Source organism: Ruegeria sp. HKCCD7559 (genome assembly GCF_013110575.1).
Lineage (GTDB): Bacteria > Pseudomonadota > Alphaproteobacteria > Rhodobacterales > Rhodobacteraceae > Ruegeria.
The window spans coordinates 61,950-81,763 of sequence record NZ_WVQU01000004.1; the positions used below are offsets into that span (position 1 = coordinate 61,950).

At 58.5% G+C, this 19,814-nt stretch carries 19 protein-coding genes and 1 tRNA gene; 12 read left to right on the top strand and 8 right to left on the bottom strand.

The window, feature by feature from the left end; translation table 11 throughout:
- Window positions 1-619: 619 nt before the first annotated feature.
- The 4 genes from GS605_RS12590 to GS605_RS12605 form a co-directional block, all read right to left on the bottom strand.
- A tRNA-Arg gene (locus tag GS605_RS12590) sits at window positions 620-696 on the bottom strand.
- Between the two features lie 64 nt (window positions 697-760).
- On the bottom strand, window positions 761-2,143 hold the full coding sequence (locus tag GS605_RS12595) for a sensor histidine kinase (RefSeq protein ID WP_245218112.1): 1,383 nt from the start codon (window positions 2,141-2,143) through the stop codon (window positions 761-763).
- Between the two features lie 18 nt (window positions 2,144-2,161).
- The gene (locus GS605_RS12600) at window positions 2,162-3,580 is read right to left on the bottom strand and encodes an NAD(P)/FAD-dependent oxidoreductase (protein ID WP_171724211.1); all 1,419 of its coding nucleotides are present in this window, start codon (window positions 3,578-3,580) and stop codon (window positions 2,162-2,164) included.
- Between the two features lie 3 nt (window positions 3,581-3,583).
- Entirely contained in the window at window positions 3,584-4,315 is a 732-nt protein-coding gene (locus GS605_RS12605) for a TVP38/TMEM64 family protein (RefSeq protein WP_171724212.1), read from the bottom strand.
- A gap of 295 nt (window positions 4,316-4,610) precedes the next feature.
- On the opposite strand from GS605_RS12605, the gene rpmH reads away from it, so the two are divergent.
- The 12 genes from rpmH (at window position 4,611) to GS605_RS12665 (ending at window position 15,113) form a co-directional block, all read left to right on the top strand.
- Window positions 4,611-4,745 carry a 50S ribosomal protein L34 gene (rpmH, locus tag GS605_RS12610; protein ID WP_005980833.1) on the top strand — a complete coding sequence of 45 codons (135 nt, stop codon included), beginning with the start codon at window positions 4,611-4,613 and terminating at the stop codon, window positions 4,743-4,745.
- Between the two features lie 25 nt (window positions 4,746-4,770).
- Entirely contained in the window at window positions 4,771-5,196 is a 426-nt protein-coding gene (rnpA, locus tag GS605_RS12615; protein WP_171724213.1) for a ribonuclease P protein component, read from the top strand.
- Window positions 5,193-5,438 carry a membrane protein insertion efficiency factor YidD gene (gene yidD, locus GS605_RS12620; protein ID WP_171724214.1) on the top strand — a complete coding sequence of 82 codons (246 nt, stop codon included), beginning with the start codon at window positions 5,193-5,195 and terminating at the stop codon, window positions 5,436-5,438. The genes rnpA and yidD overlap by 4 nt, the downstream gene beginning before the upstream one ends.
- A gap of 67 nt (window positions 5,439-5,505) precedes the next feature.
- Entirely contained in the window at window positions 5,506-7,122 is a 1,617-nt protein-coding gene (locus GS605_RS12625; protein ID WP_171724215.1) for an acyl-CoA dehydrogenase family protein, read from the top strand.
- A 43-nt stretch (window positions 7,123-7,165) separates the two neighbouring features.
- Complete coding sequence (gene ttcA / locus GS605_RS12630; RefSeq protein ID WP_171724216.1) at window positions 7,166-8,059, top strand: tRNA 2-thiocytidine(32) synthetase TtcA; 894 nt, start codon at window positions 7,166-7,168, stop codon at window positions 8,057-8,059.
- 61 nt (window positions 8,060-8,120) lie between these two features.
- Window positions 8,121-9,653, top strand: a complete 1,533-nt coding sequence (locus GS605_RS12635; RefSeq protein ID WP_171724217.1) for a bifunctional diguanylate cyclase/phosphodiesterase — start codon at window positions 8,121-8,123, stop codon at window positions 9,651-9,653.
- A gap of 126 nt (window positions 9,654-9,779) precedes the next feature.
- Window positions 9,780-11,603 (top strand): membrane protein insertase YidC, encoded by a 1,824-nt coding sequence (gene yidC / locus GS605_RS12640; protein ID WP_171724218.1) that lies wholly within the window; start codon window positions 9,780-9,782, stop codon window positions 11,601-11,603.
- Window positions 11,600-12,337 carry an MOSC domain-containing protein gene (locus GS605_RS12645; RefSeq protein ID WP_171724219.1) on the top strand — a complete coding sequence of 246 codons (738 nt, stop codon included), beginning with the start codon at window positions 11,600-11,602 and terminating at the stop codon, window positions 12,335-12,337. Before yidC ends, GS605_RS12645 begins: the two co-directional genes overlap by 4 nt.
- Window positions 12,334-12,987: a ribosome biogenesis GTP-binding protein YihA/YsxC gene (yihA, locus tag GS605_RS12650; protein ID WP_171724220.1), complete on the top strand. Its 654-nt coding sequence runs from the start codon at window positions 12,334-12,336 to the stop codon at window positions 12,985-12,987. The genes GS605_RS12645 and yihA overlap by 4 nt, the downstream gene beginning before the upstream one ends.
- Before the next feature lie 60 nt (window positions 12,988-13,047).
- On the top strand, window positions 13,048-13,911 hold the full coding sequence (argB, locus tag GS605_RS12655; protein ID WP_171119631.1) for an acetylglutamate kinase: 864 nt from the start codon (window positions 13,048-13,050) through the stop codon (window positions 13,909-13,911).
- Between the two features lie 21 nt (window positions 13,912-13,932).
- A complete protein-coding gene (locus GS605_RS12660; RefSeq protein ID WP_171724221.1) occupies window positions 13,933-14,619 on the top strand; it encodes a ferredoxin in 687 nt (228 codons plus the stop codon).
- Window positions 14,616-15,113 (top strand): histidine phosphatase family protein, encoded by a 498-nt coding sequence (locus GS605_RS12665; RefSeq protein WP_171724222.1) that lies wholly within the window; start codon window positions 14,616-14,618, stop codon window positions 15,111-15,113. The genes GS605_RS12660 and GS605_RS12665 overlap by 4 nt, the downstream gene beginning before the upstream one ends.
- 49 nt (window positions 15,114-15,162) lie before the next feature.
- Here GS605_RS12665 and GS605_RS12670 read toward each other — a convergent pair whose 3' ends face one another.
- The 4 genes from GS605_RS12670 to GS605_RS12685 form a co-directional block, all read right to left on the bottom strand.
- Window positions 15,163-15,954, bottom strand: a complete 792-nt coding sequence (locus tag GS605_RS12670) for an amino acid ABC transporter ATP-binding protein (protein ID WP_171724223.1) — start codon at window positions 15,952-15,954, stop codon at window positions 15,163-15,165.
- A 12-nt stretch (window positions 15,955-15,966) separates the two neighbouring features.
- Entirely contained in the window at window positions 15,967-17,265 is a 1,299-nt protein-coding gene (locus tag GS605_RS12675) for an amino acid ABC transporter permease (RefSeq protein ID WP_171205993.1), read from the bottom strand.
- Between the two features lie 3 nt (window positions 17,266-17,268).
- Window positions 17,269-18,501 carry an amino acid ABC transporter permease gene (locus GS605_RS12680; protein ID WP_171724224.1) on the bottom strand — a complete coding sequence of 411 codons (1,233 nt, stop codon included), beginning with the start codon at window positions 18,499-18,501 and terminating at the stop codon, window positions 17,269-17,271.
- A 126-nt stretch (window positions 18,502-18,627) separates the two neighbouring features.
- A complete protein-coding gene (locus tag GS605_RS12685) occupies window positions 18,628-19,644 on the bottom strand; it encodes an amino acid ABC transporter substrate-binding protein (RefSeq protein ID WP_171724225.1) in 1,017 nt (338 codons plus the stop codon).
- Between the last annotated feature and the right edge of the window lie 170 nt (window positions 19,645-19,814).

Genomic DNA, 19,814 nt, shown 5'->3' on the forward strand with positions numbered 1-19,814 from the left:
AGCTAAGGCCTGCAAAAATTGGCCCTCACACCTAGTCAAAAATTCACAGGGAATGGATGTCTGCTTCGGGGAAACCGCACGGCAGCGTGGATAAGCACGGTCAATGTCCGTATTGGGCCGACTGTCACTATTGCTGTATGACAGAATGTAGCAATCGCCAATAGTGGCGGGTCATCCTCCCCGCCGCTTTACTTTCGTGGGCCAGCGGGATTTGGACAAGCCAAACGCCCCTGGCCGTCAGGGTTAGGGCGCGACCCTCCCCCTCGGGCAACCCCATTAGACAGAGCCGTGTCCTCGGCTGTGCCTGCGGGCCGCACCACCCCTGTCGAATAGCATTGCCTCGCCCCCTCCCGCGTTCGCCACGTGGCAGATCAGCAGAAACAGGCAGCTTCGCTGTCTGATCTGCAAATCAGCCCTGATTTCCCAAAAGGGAAGCCAGATCAACCGAAACTCTTAGCGGGAGAATTAAAATGGGAGATTTGGGTCAGTTTGAGACGCAAAGGTCAAATTCAACTGATGTCCAACGTTGGGGGTGCCTTCCGATGTCGAACGTTCACCCTGTTTCTGGTCCAACTGTGACGGTTGGGTCAGGTTCGTGTGAAGTTCAACAGGAAACCAGTGGCGGACCGAGGAGGATTCGAACCCCCGACCCCTTGATTCGTAGTCAAGTACTCTATCCAGCTGAGCTATCGGTCCGCGTTGGTGAGGCGGTGTTTAGACCTGCTGCCCGAGACGTGCAAGCCGATTCTTCAAAAAAAAATCAAAAAGTCATATCCCCGCGCGGAAGGCTGATTTCAAAGACTGTTCCCTCGGGTCCGGTCTCTTTCAAAACCAGGTCCCCGCCATGGCCGCGCACCAGCTCCTGCGAGATTGCCAGCCCCAGACCCGAGCCACCCTTTCGGACCCCACCCTGAAAAGGTGTAAACAGGTTTTCGCGCGCCTTGGGGGGAAGACCCGGCCCCGTGTCGCGGATTTCGATGCACCAAGCATCGTCGTATTCACACCCCGCAATCGTAATCCGGCCAGGTTTTCCCGAGGCAACCAGAGCCTGTCTTGCGTTGCGCACGAGGTTCATGATGACGCGGTACAATTGTTCGGGGTCGGCGCGGGCCACAAGCGCGTCCGGCACTTCGTTCACGATTTCGACGCAGGCATCCGCGACGGCGAGTTGTTCGCTGGCCGCGACATCCGCCGCGATTGCGCGGATCGGAACCATAGTCAGAGTGGGCGCGGGTTCTTCCGCGCGGCCAAAGGCCAATGTGCTTTCACAAAGGGACACGGCCCGGGTGATGGAATTCACCAGTTTCGGCGCCATCCGCCGCACCAGCGGATCATCGCTGGCCTCGATCCGATCGGTAAACAGCTGCGCCGACGTCAGGATATTGCGCAGGTCATGGCTGACTTTGGCGACGGCCCCCCCAAGCTGCGCCAACCTTTCCCGCTGTTTGAGCGCCTGGGTCAGGTCCGTTTGCAGCATCTTCAGTGCCTCCTCGGCCTCTCGCAACTCCGTCACCTTCGAGTTCGGCGAGATTATGCCACGCGCGTCCTCTGGCGCACTGGCATAGCGTTGCATGTAGCCGACGACGCTTTTGATGGGCCGCACAAGTACGACGCGCACGGCGAGAAACAGAAAAAACGCTGTGATGATGGAGATCACAAAGGACAGACCGAGAATACGCAACCCGTAGTCAATCATCGCCGTTCGCAACGGCATGCTATCCATGGTGACTTCGATCAGAAGGCCCGCCCCCTTGACCGGTTCTCCGATGACCCGGATGACTTCGTTTTCGGGTTTGAGAAAGCGGCTAATCGCATCCCGGATCAGAATCCAAGGGCTTGCATCCCGCAAATCGAACGTGTCGGCGATTGGATCGGGAATCGGCGACGACAGCATCAGTTGCCGAACCTCATCCCGTCGCAATACGACATTGTAGACGCCTGCGTTTTCCAGCAGTTCTGCCTCAAGATCTTCGGCCAGCATGTCGTCCGCCAGCAAAGCCAGCGAGGCGATCTGCGCGCGTTCGAGCCTGTTCAGCAGAAAGTCCTCGCGGAACCGGGCGATCGACGGGACAAAGATCAGAACCTCGGCCAACATGACGAAGACCGTCGTCAGGATCAGAAATCGGCCCGAAAGCGAGTTCAATTTGCGCCCCTCCTCAGGTCAGGGAATCCAGCGCTGGACGAACCGGACCACTCGTTTAACTGTCTGATTCTCAAACAGCCTTGGCGAGAAATAAGCACCCGCCACACGTTTGTTAAGCTCTCCGATCGTCGGATAGGGTGAAACCATGGCGGCGATCTGCCCCATCTTCAGGTTATTGGCCAAAGCCAACGACCACAAGTTGATCAACTCACCCGCCTGATGCCCGACGATTGTGGCGCCGACGGGTCGGCCTTTCACGACCATGACCTTGACGAAGCCTTTGGTTTTGCGCTCGGCAATCGCCCGGTCATTGTGGAGATAGTCAAAGCGCGCGATTTCGAGCTTGTCTCCATGCGCCTCGCGGGCCTGAGCTTCGGTCAGTCCGACCTGGGCCAGCTCTGGATCCGTATAGGTGGCCCAAGGGATATGTGCCGTTTTCGCCCTGGACGGCAGACCGAACAGGGCCGAACGAATGATGACACCTGCATGATACCCTGCAACATGGGTGAATTGCAGGCCACCCGTTACATCTCCGATCGAATAGACGCGGCGATTGGCCGTGCGCAACGCGTCATCCGTTCTGATGCCGGTTTTTGTGCGTTCAATTCCGGCTGCTTCCAGGTTCAGACGCTCGATATTGGCTTTGCGACCGGCAGCGATCAAAAGATGAGAGCCCCGGTGAATTTCACCGTTTTCGGCAACGACCTCCACAGCGCCCTCTGTTCCGCGCACCTGAGCGATCATGGCGTTTTCCCGGATGTCCACGCCTTCACTGCGCAGGGTATCCAGCACCACGGAGGCAGCCTCGGGATCGTCTTTGCCCAAGGATTTGAACCCTTCGACGACCGTCACCTTGCTGCCGAGGCGTATATGGGCCTGCGCCATCTCCATCCCGATCGGGCCGCCCCCGATGATCAGCAGATGATCTGGCCGCTCTCTCAAGTCAAAGATGGTTTCGTTCGTATAATAGGGCACCGTGTCCAACCCCGGAATCGGCGGCACCAGCGGTGATGAACCGGTCGCGATGACGATGCGACGTGCACAGATGACATGATCCCCGGCCTGCACCTTTTCAGCGGATATGAACGTGCCATATTCGCGAATGACCTTCACGCCGAAGCCTTCGAACCGCTGCTGGCTGTCCATCGGTTCGATCTGCGCGATCACATCATGAACATGATCCTTTACTGCGGCGTAGTCGACCTGAGGGATTGTATCAGCGATGCCAAAACGAACGGAATGCGCCTGAGCATGGGCCGCTTTGCCGCTTGCGATCAGCGCCTTCGACGGGACACAGCCGAAATTCAGGCAATCCCCACCCATCTTGTGCCCTTCCAGCAGGACAACATCCGCGCCCATCTGGCTGGCACCCGCGGCGACGGACAATCCTCCGGACCCGGCGCCAATGACCAGGAGGTCGGTTTTCAACTCTTTCATGGTTCAGGTGCCTCTTTTCGCGCGCAGTGCTTTGAAAACGATGGGCAAGGCGGCCAATATACACAACCCGATAATCGGCCCGATCACGAACGGTTCCCACAGCAACGAAACATCAGGCGTTTCCCCACGGTCGAATACACCGCCCAAACCGACCCCGATCCAAGTGTACACGATACCTCCGGGAATGATGCCCAGCGCGGTCGTCAAAAGAAAATTGCGGAACTTCACACCGACCAAAGCCGGCACGAGATTGGCAACAAAGAACGGCACCACCGGCACCAGACGCAGCAGAAACAACACCGAGATTTCGTTTTCCCGCAGACCGTCCTTCAGTTTTTTGACCGTGCCTTCTGATGATTCCAGGCGCGACGTCAGGGCTTCGCCCAAGCCCCAGCGCGCCGCCAGAAAGATCGCCGACGCACCGATGGTGGCGGACACGACATTGAAAACAGTTCCCGCAAAAAGACCGAAAAGAAAACCGCCCGTCATCGAAGCCACCGCGGCACCGGGCAGTGAAAAGGCCACTATGACGATGTAAGTGGCGACAAAAGCGGCTGCCATGATCCAATAGTGACCGTCCCGCCACGCCAGAAGCGCCTCGCGATTGTCCCGCAAGGTCTCGAAAGTCAGGTAATCCCCAAGTGTGAAAAAGCCGACAACGGCAACGCTCAGGATTACAAGCAGCGGAATGTGGCGTGCGAAACCGTTGCGCGGCGCCTGGCTTGTGTCGGACATCAGATTTTCCGGTTCTTTGTGCTTCATCTTGTGCCCAAGATGCGCTGACTGACGGGCCAGCAACAGTGGGATCACGGGGCCTTGATCTTTGTGGCACCGAATGTGAGGAATTTCGGCGATAAACGGGTATTTTGAAACCTTTTGCCGTTGCCGGTTACAGAATTGTTGCAAAAGCTGCGAAAACCTGGCCGTTGGGGTTTGACTTACCCCCCGCTTGGCAGTAGAGGACGGGCTTCGAACACCACGGGCAGGCGAATCCGCGCCGCACCCGACCGCATAGATTGGAGACGGAGCGATGAAACGCACCTATCAGCCTTCGAACCTGGTTCGCAAACGCCGCCACGGTTTCCGCGCGCGCATGGCCACTAAGGCCGGCCGCAAGATCCTGAATGCACGCCGCGCACGCGGCCGCAAATCGCTGAGCGCGTAAACCGCTCACCGATCAGGTTATGAACATGACGCCGCCGGAGGCCCCTGAGGTTGGTAGGAACCACCCCGGGAACAAGCCCCCGGCGGCGTCCGTTTGTGCATCTGCACCCCTGACCGTTCTCAAGAAACGGTCCGACTTTCTGAAAGCGGCGCGTGCCCGCCGACAAGGCACGTCTTCGATGATGGTGCAGGCCCGCAAGCGTGCCCCCGGCGAGGGCATCGGGATTCGCGTGGGGTTCACCTGCTCGAAAAAAGTGGGCAATGCCGTGGCCCGCAACCGCGCCAAGCGCCGTCTGCGCGAAGCCGCGCGGGCCGTGTTGCCCGAAGCCGGCCGCGACGGGTGGGATTACGTTCTGATCGGCCGTGCCGAAGTTACCGCCAACCGCCCCTATGACGCATTGTTGGACGACCTGCGCTATGCGCTCCGCAAGGTGCATGCGGCGGAAAAATGACCTTCCTGTCCCATATCGTCGCCCTGCCTGTTCGGGCGTATCGGCTGATCTTCAGCCCATGGGTCGGTTTCAACTGTCGCTACCAACCCACCTGTTCCGCCTATGCGCTTGAGTCGCTGGAGAAACACGGGGCGGTCAAAGGATCCTACTTGGCCGCTCACCGGATCTGCCGTTGCCACCCTTGGGGCGGCGACGGATATGATCCGGTACCTGACGACAAGCATAACGACCCTTCGTCCTGACCCCTCGTCAGACTTGACCGGCTAGTGCCGCGCCTGAACAGTTGGACCAGCACAACCCGAGGTCCCGATGAAATCCCCAGCGCGCGACACCCTGCCAACCCACGATGTCCTGAACCAACCGCCCACGCGCGGCGGCACCGATCTTTGGCTGTCCGATCCGGTCCTGCAAGACGCAGCAAAGACAGCGGGCGCGCGCGCTTTGGAGCTGGCGGCATATGGCAAAACACTCGGAACCGAAGAAACGCGGGAACTGGGTCGGGAAGCCAACCGGCATCCGCCAGAGCTGCGGCTGTTCGATCCCGGCGGCAGGCGCCTGGACGAGGTGCGGTTTCACCCGGCCTATCATCAGATGATGCAGATCAGCCAATCGGCGGGCTATGCCGCACTGGCCTGGGATGGACAACCCGGAGGGCATGCGACCCATGCGGCGATGGTCTATTTGGCCGGACAGGTCGAACCCGGGCATTGCTGCCCGATGACCATGACCTATGCAGCAATCCCTGCACTGGCCGCCAATGAACACATTGCCTCGCTCTGGCAGCCAAAACTCATGGCCCGCCACTATGATCCTTCGAAGGAACCGATCGGTCAAAAGACCAGCGCGACGCTGGGGATGGCGATGACCGAAAAACAGGGCGGTTCGGACATACGCGCCAATACGACCATTGCGGCACGCGACGGGGATCATTGGCGCTTGCGAGGGCACAAGTGGTTCTGTTCCGCGCCAATGTCGGATGGGTTCCTGACACTGGCGCAGGCGCCCGGCGGGTTGACCTGTTTTCTGGTGCCCCGCTGGCTCGAAGGCGAACGCAATGCGATCCACCTGATGCGCCTGAAAGACAAGCTGGGCAACAAATCCAACGCATCCTCGGAAATCGAGTATCATGACGCGCTGGCCTATCAGTTGGGCGAAGAAGGCGCGGGCGTGCGCACCATACTGGAAATGGTGCACCACACGCGGCTTGATACAGCCATGGCACCGGCCGGGCTGATGCGTGCCGCGCTCAGCGCAGCGCATCATTGGGTGGAACACCGCAGCGCGTTTCAGCGCCGATTGATTGATCAACCGCTGATGCGAGCGGTCCTGTCCGACCTTGTTCTGGACTGGGAAGGCGCAGTGACCCTGGGGATGCGTGTGGCACAAGCATTTGACGGTCAGACACCCGAAGACAAGGCCTTTGCCCGGATCGGCGTCGCATTGGCCAAGTTCCTGAACAACAAGCGTTGCCCGGTCGTCGTCGTCGAAGCGATGGAAGTGCTGGGCGGCATGGGGTACGTCGAAGACACGCCCTTGCCCCTGATCTATCGTGAAGCGCCCCTGAACAGCATCTGGGAGGGGTCAGGCAATGTGATCTGCCTCGATATCCTGCGCACCCTGACGCGTGAGCCGCTGGCCGCCGAGGTTCTGGGGGCCGAGTTGGATGCGGTACGAGGCACGGACAGAAGGTATGACGCAGCTTTGACCGCGCATCGCAACCGCTGGCCCGGTCTTCCGCCCGAGGCCGAAGCGCGTTGGTACGCTGAACGTACGGCACTGCTGCTGACGGCCTCGCAATTGCTGCGTCACGCGCCGGGCGCTGTGGCTGACCGCTTTGTTGCCACACGCCTTTCCGGCGATGGCGGCCGCATTCCCGGAGCAGTAGCCGGGTTGGATACCGGCGCCCTGCTGGCGCGGCTTGGCTGACCCGCCACTTGCCCGGTTGCGCCATCTGCTGTAGGGGCAGCGCATGTTTGATGATGCAGACGATATCCACCCGCTCTTTGCCGGCGCGCCCTCGACCACCGAGTTCAAGAAACTGCGCAAACGCATCGTGCGCCAGACCCGCGAAGCGATCGAGCAATACGGGATGGTGGACCCGTCCGCCCATGACAAGGACGGCACACCGCCGCGTTGGCTTGTCTGCCTGTCGGGCGGCAAGGACAGTTATACGCTGCTGGCTGTCCTCTACGAACTCAAATGGCGCGGATTGTTGCCCGTCGATCTTCTGGCTTGCAATCTGGATCAGGGACAACCCGGATTTCCGGCAACGGTCCTGCCCGAGTTTCTGGACCGCATGGGTGTGCAACACAGGATCGAGTACCAGGACACATACTCTGTTGTGATGGACAAGGTCCCGCAGGGCCGAACATATTGCGCCCTGTGCTCGCGACTGCGCCGCGGCAACCTGTATCGCATTGCCCGGGAAGAAGGCTGTTCCGCCGTCGTGCTGGGACACCACCGCGACGATATTCTCGAGACGTTTTTCATGAACCTCTTCCACGGAGGCCGACTGGCCACCATGCCACCGAAACTGGTGAATGAAGAGGGAGATCTTTTTGTCTTTCGTCCGCTTGCCCACGTCGCCGAAGCCGATTGCGAGAAATTTGCCAAGGCCATGCAGTATCCGATCATCCCCTGCGATTTGTGCGGCAGTCAGGACGGGCTGCAACGGCAGCAGGTCAAACAGATTCTCGATCAATGGGAAAAGAACAGCCCGGGTCGGCGTCAGGTTATGTTCCGCGCGTTAACAAACGCGCGCCCGTCGCACCTGTTGGATGCGAAACTCTTTGATTTTGTTAATCTTTCCGTAAACTCTGACGAAAAATCGGAAAATTTGGAAGAAATACCGCTGCTGCGTTAACGACTGACTCAGACTGGTTTCCTAGGCTCGGCATACCATTCATGCCCAAGGTCAGGACCCGATGCGGAATCATCCTTTCGTCGACCGTATTACTGAAGCTTTTAGAAACGTGGCATACGGCCCAGCCTTTCTGGCCTTTGTTCCGGCAACAAGCCTGGGGGCGTTCTGGCTTGGCGGTGAACGCGCTTTGGTCGCGGTGGCCCTGGGCTTGCCCCTGATGATTGCCGGTATAGGGGCAATGGCCCCCAACCCGGCAGACAGGAAACGGCAACAGGGTGGCCTGCTGCCGAATGACCAGTTCGAAACCGTTCTGGCTGAGGTGCTCTGGGATAGTCGCCGCAAAGGTGAAACGTCGGCCTGTTTCGCTGTGATCCTGGACGACTATATGCAAATGCTCGATCTGCATGGCCAAGCAGCAGCGAACCATGTGGCGCAGCAATTCTGTTTGCGCATCATGTCCATGATCCGCTCCAGTGACACCGCAACCCGGATCGATGGAAACAAGATGATGGTTGTTCTGCACCCGACGCAACAGCTTGATCTGGAAACCTGCATTCAGATGTCGGGACGAATACAATCCGCGGTCGAAGACCCCATCATGCTGAACGGAACCGGAGTTTACATGTCCTGCTCCATCGGTTTCTGCCTCAGCAGCAATGTCCCCGACGGCACCGCGAAAGACTGGTGCAACGCTGCTAACAACGCGCTGCAAGAAGCACAGCAAAACGGGCCGTCAACGATTCGTGCCTTTTCGTCCGAAACACGTCGCCGAGCTCAGGTCAGAACCAATCTGCGCAAGGAATTTGATGCGGCGCTGGAAAGCGGTGAAATTAGACCATGGTTTCAACCGCAGATCTCGACGGATACCGGGCGTGTGTCCGGGTTCGAGGCTCTGGCCCGCTGGGAACACCCGGCAAAGGGAGTGCTGGGCCCCAATATCTTTCTGCCCTTTGCCGAACAGGCAGAGTTGATGGGCAAACTGGGACAGGCGATGCGGCATCACGCCTTTTGCGCAATGCGCGAATGGGATCGCGCCGGTCTGACCGTACCACGCATCGGCATCAACTTCTCGTCGGACGAATTGCGCGACCCGGGGCTGATCGACCGCCTGAAATGGGAATTGGATCAATGCGATCTGACCCCGGACAGATTGGCGGTCGAAGTATTGGAGACCGTGTTTTCCAGAGGACCGGATGACGTAATCACCCGCAATGTCACGGGCTTGGCCGCGATGGGGTGCTGTATCGATCTGGACGATTTCGGCACAGGGCATGCCTCGATCGCTTCAATCAAGCGGTTCAACGTGTCCCGGATCAAAATCGACCGTTCTTTCGTGACAAAGGCGGACCAGGACCCAAGCCAGCAGCAGTTGGCCAGCGCAATTCTGACCATGGCAGAACGGCTGAATCTGGAAACCCTTGCTGAAGGCGTCGAGACGCCCGGAGAACACGCCTTGATGGCGCAATTTGGATGTGACCATGTTCAGGGGTTTGGCATCGGCAAGCCCATGCCTTTCGAAAAAGCCGAGGACTGGATCACGTCTCATCGCGACAAGATCGACGGAATGCCCAAAATCGGGCGGCAAACGGGCTGAAGAACCGGAAACTGCGCCACAGAAGACCGATCCGTAGCGAAATAACGAGCGATTCCGCTTGACCTTTGGGCCTGCACTCTGTTGAACCCTGCGGGTGTCTTTCACTGCTCAAGGTGGCTGTCCCAGATGGACGATCAGAACAAGAATCTCATCCTCGCAACCGCGCTCAGCTTTCTCGTGATCCTGGTCTGGTTCGTGCTGTTCCCTCCGCCGGAACAGACGCCAACCACGGAACAGGCTGAAATCGCCAGCATCGAAGGGAATGAGGTTCAGACGCCCAGCGCCGCTGATACCGGAACGGTCGGCGAAGCAACTGCAAGCGCCACTGAAGCCGAAGCCGAGGCGCCCCGCGTGAGCATCGACACGCCCCGCCTGACGGGCAGCCTGTCGCTTGCCGGTGGCCGAATTGATGAGCTGTCGCTGAAGGATTACAAGGTTTCACTGGCTGAGGATTCTCCGATCGTCGAACTTCTGTCCCCGGTTGGAAGTGACTCTGCCTATTATGCGCTTTATGGCTGGGCCCCCGGCGCGGGCCTGTCGGTCACGGACGTTCCCGGCCCGAACACTCTTTGGACGCTTGAGCAGGGCGAAACTCTGGGTGTTGACACTCCGATCACGCTGGCTTGGGACAATGGTAACGGCCTCACCTTCCGCCGCACCATTGCCGTGGATGAAGACTATATGTTCTCGGTCACCCAGTCGGTCGAGAACACCACCGACGCCGAGGTCGGCATGGCCCCCTACGGCATTCTGGCACGCCACGGCATGGGCGAAGACGGTGACCTGCCGGGCCTGAAGAACTTCTTTATTCTTCACGAAGGCGTCATGGTCATGGCTGACGGCGTTCTGGATGAGATCGACTATGGCGATGTGCGCGATTTCGATATCGACCCCAATGAACGCGCACAGGCCGAGGTCTATCAGGTCAAAGAAGGAGGCTGGATTGGGTTCACGGATCACTACTGGATGACCACCCTGATCCCGGCCGAGGGTGCAGCGTTCAAGGCCGCTGCCAAATACGATTCACGTCGCAACATTTATCAAACGGAAACGGTGCTGCCGACACTGACAGTCGCGCCCGGTACAACGGAAGAGGTCACGACCAGACTGTTCGCCGGTGCCAAGGAGTGGGAAACCATCCGGGAGTATCAGGCGGAAGGTGTTCAGAAGTTCATCGACAGCATCGACTGGGGTTGGTTCTACTTCCTGACCAAGCCGATCTTCTGGCTGCTGCACAACATCAATGCCCTGATTGGAAACATGGGCTGGTCAATCATCGGCCTGACACTGATCATAAAGGCCATCCTGTTCCCGCTTGCCTTCAAGTCCTACGTCTCGATGGCAAAGATGAAGGAACTGCAGCCGCAAATGGAGGCCCTAAAAGAAGCCGCAGGCGATGATCGCCAGAAAATGCAGCAGGGCATGATGGAGCTGTACAAAAAGGAAAAGGTGAACCCTGCCGCAGGCTGCTTGCCAATTCTGTTACAAATTCCGATCTTCTTCTCGCTGTACAAGGTGATTTTCGTGACGATCGAACTGCGTCAGGCCCCATGGTTCGGCCCGTTCCGGGACCTGAGCGCACCTGATCCAACCTCGATCTTCAACTTCTTTGGCTGGCTGCCATGGGCCGGGCCGCAACCTGACAGCCTGATGGCGCTGATCTTCATCGGTATTCTGCCGCTGCTGCTGGGTATTTCGATGTGGTTGCAGCAGAAACTGAACCCGGCGCCAACCGATCCGACGCAGGCCATGATCTTTGCCTGGATGCCTTGGGTCTTCATGTTCATGCTGGGTGGTTTCGCCAGTGGTCTGGTCGTGTACTGGATCGCGAACAACACGATCACGTTCACACAGCAATATCTGATCATGCGCAGCCAGGGCTATAAGCCGGATGTATTCGGAAACATAAAGTCCGGTTTCAAGCGGACGCCAAAAACGGACAACAAATGAGCGGAACGGTCTCAAGCCTTTGGCGCCACCCGATCAAAAGCCATGGGCGAGAAGCCCTGAGCCAAGTCACACTCATCCCCGGGCAGACCATGCCCGGGGATCGCGTTTGGGCGGTCGCTCATGAGGCCGCCAAAACCGATGGTTCGGAATGGGCACCCTGTTTCAATTTCAGCCGCGGTTCAAAAGCGCCTCAGTTGATGGCCATTTCGGCCGAATTGCAGGGCGACCGGGTTACATTGCGCCACCCGCAGCGACCGGATCTCAGCGTTGCGCCGGACACCGAACAAGAAGCTTTTCTGGACTGGGTAAAGCCACTTATGCCGGCGGACCGCGCTGCATCTGCCCGGATCGTTCGGGTTCCGGGGCGCGGTATGACGGACAGCGACTTTCCATCGATCAGCCTGTGCAACATGGCATCGCATCGCGCAGTCGAACAGAAGCTGGGCCAGACTCTGTCCATTGTTCGGTGGCGCGGCAATATCTGGTTCGAAGGTCTGCCGTTGTGGGATGAGTTTGACTGGCTGGGCCGGGACCTGCGCATTGGCGAGGCCGTGCTTCGCGTCCGCGAGCGGATCACGCGATGTATGGCCACCACCGCCAATCCCGAAACCGGTGAGAGGGACGCAGACACCCTGCGCGCCCTGAACAGCTGGGACCATCAGGATTTCGGCGTTTACGCCGAGGTCGTTCAGGGCGGCGAAATCCGCGTCAACGATGAGGTGCAGGTGCTATGACCACGCTTCCCTTCCCCCTGGCCGAAGACCCGGATGAATTCGCCCTGGAGCGAGGCCGCAAGCTGTTTGCAGGCCCGTCCGAGTTCGTCAAAGGCGTTGTCGCCATGAATGGCCTGCCCGCACCTGACCGGTTGGAAGTCTGTTTTGCGGGGCGTTCGAACGTGGGCAAATCCAGCCTGATCAATGCCTTGACCGGCACGAAGGGTCTGGCCCGCGCATCCAACACGCCCGGCCGCACGCAAGAGATCAACTTTTTCACCCAAGGCCCTGAACTCTATCTCGTGGACCTGCCGGGCTATGGCTATGCAAACGCCCCGGTGAAAGTGGTCGAGAAGTGGCAGAAGCTGCTGAAACAATATCTCAGCGGGCGCCAGACACTGCGCCGCGCCTTTGTCCTGATCGACTCGCGCCACGGGGTGAAACCGGTCGATGACGAAATTATGAAGTTGCTGGACACCAGCGCCGTGACATTTCAATGCGTTCTGACCAAGGCAGACAAGGTCAAAGCCAAGGATCGTGAAAAGGTTCTGGAACAAACCCGGGCCGTGTTGTCCAAACATCCCGCGGCATTTCCGGAAATCGTGCTTACCTCTTCCGAAAAGGGTGACGGCATCGCGACCCTGCGGTCCATCATTGCGCATCTGGAATAGCTTCACCCTTGGCAGCGTGGGGCAAAGGTCCTAACACGGTTTTCCAGAAGGACTTTAGCAATGAAGACACGAGATATGAACCGGGACTGGATCGCCACCGCAGCCACACTCAACAGCGCCCTGCCCTATCTGCAGCGCTATGACGGAGCCATCGTCGTCATCAAACTTGGCGGACACGCCATGGGCAGCGACGAGGCGATGGAGAGCTTTGCCCGGGACGTGGTTCTGATGCGCCAGGTGGGTGTAAACCCGGTGGTCGTCCACGGCGGTGGTCCGATGATCAATGCAATGCTGGGCAAGTTGGACATTCAATCCGAATTCGTGAACGGCAAGCGAGTGACCGACAAGGCCACGGTTGAAGTGGTCGAAATGGTTCTGTCCGGGCTCGTGAACAAGCGCATCGTACAGGCGATCAATGATCAGGGCGGATCAGCCGTAGGCCTGTCTGGCAAGGACGCAGGCCTGATGGTCTGCGATCAGACGGATGCGTCGCTGGGCTTTGTCGGCACTCCTGCCGAGATGAATCCGAAGATCTTGCATGATCTGTTTTCACATGACGTAATCCCGGTCATCGCCCCGCTTGGTGCAGGCCGCGACGGTGAAACATTCAACGTCAACGGCGACACGGCAGCCGGAGCAATCGCTTCTTCGCTCAAGGCAGACCGTCTGTTGCTGCTGACGGATGTTTCCGGTGTCAAGAACGCGGCGGGCGATGTCGTGACCGAACTCAAGGCCGGTCAGATAAGGGAAATGACCCGCGAAGGCACCATTGCAGGCGGTATGATACCCAAGACAGAAACCGCACTGGACGCCCTGCACAGCGGCGTTCGGGCTGTCGTCATACTTGATGGGCGCGCACCCAATGCCGTGCTGCTGGAGCTGTTCACCGAACATGGGGCCGGGTCGCTGATACGCCCGGACTGACCCCGCAAGAGAGGAGGAGACATGACACATCTTGCACAGCCTTCCTCTGATCCTGACGCGACGCCCTATGAACAGGTTGAAAACGCCGCCCTTGATACTGGTTTGTTGGTCATGGGCGCACTGCATCCTCGCCACGTTGCAGCCAAAGACCTCGAAACCGGCACGCTGATCCTGTTGGGGGCCGGGCCGGGATTCTGGCCCGTACTGAAAGCCTCACCGGAATGGCACCAGGCCGACCCCGTTGACCGATGGTCGCAAAGGGTCGTCGATCAGATGGCCGAAAGGCTCGGCGCACAGGCGTATTTCCCGTTCGGCGGCCCTCCGTACACGCCATTCATTGACTGGGCACTCAAGTCTGGGCGAACGTTCAGCAGCCCGGTCGGGGCATTGGTGCATGATACCGTTGGGATGATGATTTCCTATCGGGGCGCACTGCATTTTGCCAAAGAGTTCGCCATCCCAACACCTTCCGGCGTGTCGCCTTGCGAAACCTGCGCCGCGCCTTGCACGACGACCTGTCCGGTCAGGGCGCTGAACGCGCAGGAGTTCTATGACGTCGCTGCATGCCACGACCATCTGGGCACTGCTGAAGGTCAGACCTGTATGGCGGGCGGGTGTCTGGCCCGCCTTGCCTGCCCTCTGAGCGCGGGCGCAGGACGCAACCCGGAACAATCTGCCCATCACATGAAAGCCTTTCATCCGTCATGACCCGAATTCTGATCCTGACACGTCATGCGAAATCCAGCTGGGATAGCCCGGGTCTTGGCGATCATGACCGCCCGCTGAACAAACGTGGACGAAAGTCGGCCCCGGCCATCGCTGCTTGGTTGCGTCACCACGGCTGGTTGCCGGATGAAGTCCTAAGCTCTACATCAACCCGCACCCGCGAGACATGGGATCGCATGGGTTTGCAGGCCGATAAAGTCAGCTTTCACAGCGCGCTCTACCACGCTGATTCAAAGGTCATGCTGCGGGAACTTTCAGGTGCTACGGAACCGGCTGTTTTGATGATGGGCCACAATCCCGGGATCGCCGATTTTGCCAACCGTCTGGTGCGGCAACCGCCAAATCATACACGCTTTTTCGATTATCCAACCTGTGCAACAACCGTCATGTCGTTCGAAATAAACAGCTGGGCCGAGGTCCGATGGCAAACCGGGACAGTGCTGGGGTTCACCATCCCGCGTGAGTTGATCGAATAGAAAAAGGCGGGGCAATACCCCGCCTTCATTCATTCAGCCTTTGTGCAGGTCAGTGACCCAGAATCTGGCTCAGGAACAGTTTGGTCCGCTCGCTTTGCGGGTTGTTGAAGAACTCTTCGGGTTCATTCTGTTCCACGATCTGACCGGCATCCATGAAGATCACGCGGTTGGCGACCTGACGGGCAAAGCCCATCTCGTGCGTCACGCACAGCATGGTCATACCTTCTTCGGCCAGTTCGATCATGGTGTCGAGCACCTCTTTGATCATCTCGGGGTCCAGCGCCGATGTCGGTTCATCGAACAACATGATCCGTGGCATCATGCACAGTGAGCGGGCAATCGCGACACGCTGCTGCTGACCACCTGAAAGCTGACCGGGATACTTGTCGGCCTGTTCAGGGATTTTGACCTTTTCCAGGAAATGCATCGCCCTCTCTTCAGCCTCTTTCTTGGGCGTCTTGCGCACCCAGATCGGGGCCAGCGTACAGTTTTCCAGAATGGTCAGATGCGGGAACAGGTTGAAGTGCTGGAACACCATTCCAACCTCGGACCGGATCTTGTCGATGTTCTTCAGGTCATTCGACAGCTCGATCCCGTCCACCACGATCTTGCCTTGCTGGTGTTCTTCCAGTGCGTTCAGGCAGCGGATCAGGGTGGATTTGCCCGACCCTGACGGGCCCGCGATCACGATCCGCTCGCCCTGATTGACAGTCAGATTGATGTCGCGCAGCACGTGGAAGGACCCGTACCACTTGTTCATGTTGTTGATTTCGATAGCGACCTCGTCGCTCACCTGCATCTTGGAGCGGTCGATTTCGCGGTCAATTGCAAGTTCAGACATGTGTTGAACTCCTTAACGATGATCTGTGGCAAGGCGACGCTCGAGCCACTGAGAATATTGAGAGATGCCGTAACAGACGACGAAGAACAGAAGCGCGGCAAAGCCCAGAAGCTCCCAGTAGACGCCGTTCCATTCGGTCGACGCCAGGATGGGTCCCCGGATCATACCCACCAGATCGAACATCGAAATTACCGAGACCAGTGTCGTATCCTTGAACAGGCCAACGGCCACGTTCACGATCCCGGGGATCGAGATCTTCAGCGCCTGCGGCAGGATGATAAGCCGCATCGCCTGCGGATAATCCAACCCAAGACTGTCTGCGGCCTCGTACTGCCCGCGCGGAAGCGCTGCCAGACCGCCGCGGATCACCTCGGCGATATAGGCGGACGAGAACATGGTGATCATGATCACAACGCGCAGGAACAGGTCGACCGTGCTGTCAGGCGGGAAGAAATAGGCCAGCATCACCGAAGCCACGAACAGCAGCGTGATCAGAGGCACGCCGCGGATGAACTCGATGAAGATGACGCAGACCCACTTGATCAGCGGCATGTTCGACTGTCGCCCCAAGGCCAGTGCGATCCCAAGTGGTACCGACAGCGACACACAGGTCACGCCCAGCATCATGTTCAGCATGAAACCGCCCAAATCACGGCTGGGAACGGCCGTCAGCCACGCGTTTTCTGATGCGCCTTCCGGGATCAGGGCCCCTCCGACGTTCCAGATGACCAGTGCCGTCACAATCGCTCCGAAGAACCCGGCGGCAAAGTTGTTGTTGCCCAGCTTCTGGAAGACACCACCGGCGGCCATGCAGCCAACAAGCGCAACCAGAGGCACGAGGATCGTGCCACCCCAGATCAGCCAGAAAGCCAGGAAGGGATAGACCGCAGTGAACAACAGCATCTTGCGAGGCAAGTCAAAGAACAGCACCGGCGCAATCGCCACCAGCATCAGCACAAAGGCCAGGTTCGGCCGCCAATAGGCATCGACGGGGTACTTGAACCCATAGATCAGCTGCGGCCAGCGTTCCGTCAGAACTGCGAAACAGGCTCCGGTCTTGTCCCCCAGAATCTCGCGGCATTCCGCGAGCGAGTTTGCATTCCACACTCCGTTCAGAATCCATGGCAAGGTATTCTTGAGAAGAATGTAGATCAGGATCAGCGACAGAACTGTCAGGATCGAATTGACGACCCCTGAAAACAGATTCTCGCGCAGCCATTTTATAACGCCGGTCTCATTTGCCGGCGGCGGTGAGGGCGGGATGGTGCCTTCGGCCACGAAGGCGATCGGGTTTGTTGCTTGATCACTCATGGCTCAGCGCTCCTTCAGCTTGACGGAAGCGTTGTAGATGTTCATCCCCGTCGAAATCAGCAGCGAGGCCGTGAGGTAGAACAACATCAGCAGAAGAACGCATTCAATCGCCCGGCCGGTCTGGTTCAGAGTAATACCACCCAGTGTTGCGGTGATATCCGCATAGCCAACGGCAATCGCGAGAGACGAGTTCTTGGTGATATTCAGATACTGCGAGATCAGCGGCGGGATGATGACCCGCAATGCCTGGGGCAGGATGACCAGTTTCATGATCCGTCCCTGACGCAGGCCCAGCGCGGCGGCAGCCTCGGTCTGACCTTTGCTGATCGCCTGAATACCCGCACGCACGTTTTCCGCGATAAAGGCACCGGTATAGATCGACAGGGCAAACCACAGCGCAATCAGGGGGCCGCCGGCATTCATTCCACCGCTGAAGTTAAAGCGCTTCAGTTCGGGGACATCCCAGGTCAGGCCCATGATGACCATCAACAGCACAAAAGGCACCAGCCAGATTGCCAGTTTCGGCAACAGTGTCGCGGGGCGCTCGCCGGTTTCTTCCTGCTTCTTGGTTGCGCGTTTTTCAACTTCGCCACTGACGAACCACGATCCGATCAGGACGGCGATGACCAGCAACCAGTTCAGGGCTGTCGATGCAAACAGGCCATTGGCGAATTCGGGACGCGGAAAATAGATGCCCCGATTGGTAAAGGCAAAGGACCCAAACAGCATTGAAGACGTCGGGTTTTCCCCCCGGAACGCGCTTGGCGCCGGCAGCACGGCCGTCATGATCGTGAAGATGATGATGATCCAGATCAGAACCGGGATGTTCCGGAAGATCTCGACATACACGGCCATCAGCTTCGACACGAGCCAGTTGTTCGACAGTCTCAGAACGCCCGCGATCACACCGAAAACAGTTGCGGTGATACAGGCCAGAAAGGCCACAAGCAGTGTGTTCAGCAAACCGACAAGTGCCGCGCGTGCATGCGATGACTGACTGTCATATTCAACAAGACGCTGGTTGATGTCGTACCCGGCTGAATCGCCGAGGAAAGAATAGGAAATATTGAGCCCTGCGGCCCTGAGGTTCTGGATCAGGTTGTTGCCCAGATACCAGATGGAAAGCGCAATGACGATGGCCGCAATCACCTGAAATGTAAGAGAGCGATAGCGGGTATCGTTTATGAGCATAGACAACCGAAAATCAGCTTTCGGTGGGTCAGTCATAGTCGACATATTTTGGAATCCCCGTGGCTTGCGAGCTGTTTCATTTCGGCGAGGTTTTCCCCGCTCTGCATCTGCCCGCAGCAATTTATTGTAGAAAAGGGCGCAGGTTGCCCCGCGCCCTCTTCCATTGATGCCTTAACGGAACGGCGGCGAGTACAGCAGGCCGCCTTCGGTCCACTGTGCGTTCAGGCCCCGCGCCAGACCGATCGGAGTTTCCTCACCGATGTTCTTGGCAAACACTTCACCATAGTTGCCGCCAGCTTTGATCGCTTTGGCCGCCCAGTCAGCGTCCAGACCCAGCATTTCACCCAGAGTGCCTTCTGTACCCAGCAGGCGGTTGATTTCCGGGTTGTCGGTGCCGGCGCTCAGTTCGTCGATATTTGCCGAGGTCACGCCCAGCTCTTCAGCCGAAATCAGTGCGTTCAGCGTCCAGCGGACAACGTCGCCCCACTCGTGATCGCCATGACGGACCAGCGGGCCCAGCGGCTCTTTCGAGATGATCTCGGGCAGCAGGATGTGCTCGTCCGGCGCTTCGAAGGTGGCGCGGGTTGCGGCCAGGCCCGAAGCATCGGTGGTGTAAACGTCACATGCACCGGCCAGGTACTGCTGTTGCGCTTCGGCGTTGGTTTCGATCGGAACCGGCTCGTAGCTGATGTTGTTGGCACGGAAGAAATCGGCCAGGTTCAGCTCGGTGGTGGTACCGGTCTGGATGCAGACACGGGCGCCGTCCAGTTCCTTGGCCGAGCTGACGCCCAGCGCCTTGGGAACCATGAAGCCCTGCCCGTCATAGTAGTTCACACCGGTGAATTCGAACTTCAGGTCGACGTCGCGGCTGAAGGTCCAGGTGGTGTTTCTTGCCAGCATGTCGATCTCGCCCGAGGCCAGAGCGGTAAAACGTGTCTTACCAGTGGTCGGAACGAATTCAACGGCGTTGGCGTCACCCAGAACAGCAGCAGCAACGGCGCGGCACAGCGATACGTCAAAGCCCTGCCATTCGCCATTGGCGTCGGGCGCAGCAAAACCAACCAGACCGGTGGTCACACCACAATTCAGCTTGCCGCGTGCTTTAACGTCGTCAACGGTCCCTGCCATGGCTGCGCCAGCAGCAAGACCGGCAATCGTTGCCGCGCCCAAGATTACGGATTTTTTCATTTTTACCTCTTCCTGATTTTCCGCCCCGTCCGAGACGGCTCTGCCCGGCAAGTGGATGCCGGATAGGTTACCCCAAAGGTGTCTCCCCTTTAGTGGCACTGAGTTTGGGCGTATTCATAAACAAACGTCAAGGGCCGGATCATCGAAAACGATGGATCAGGCCCCAAGCT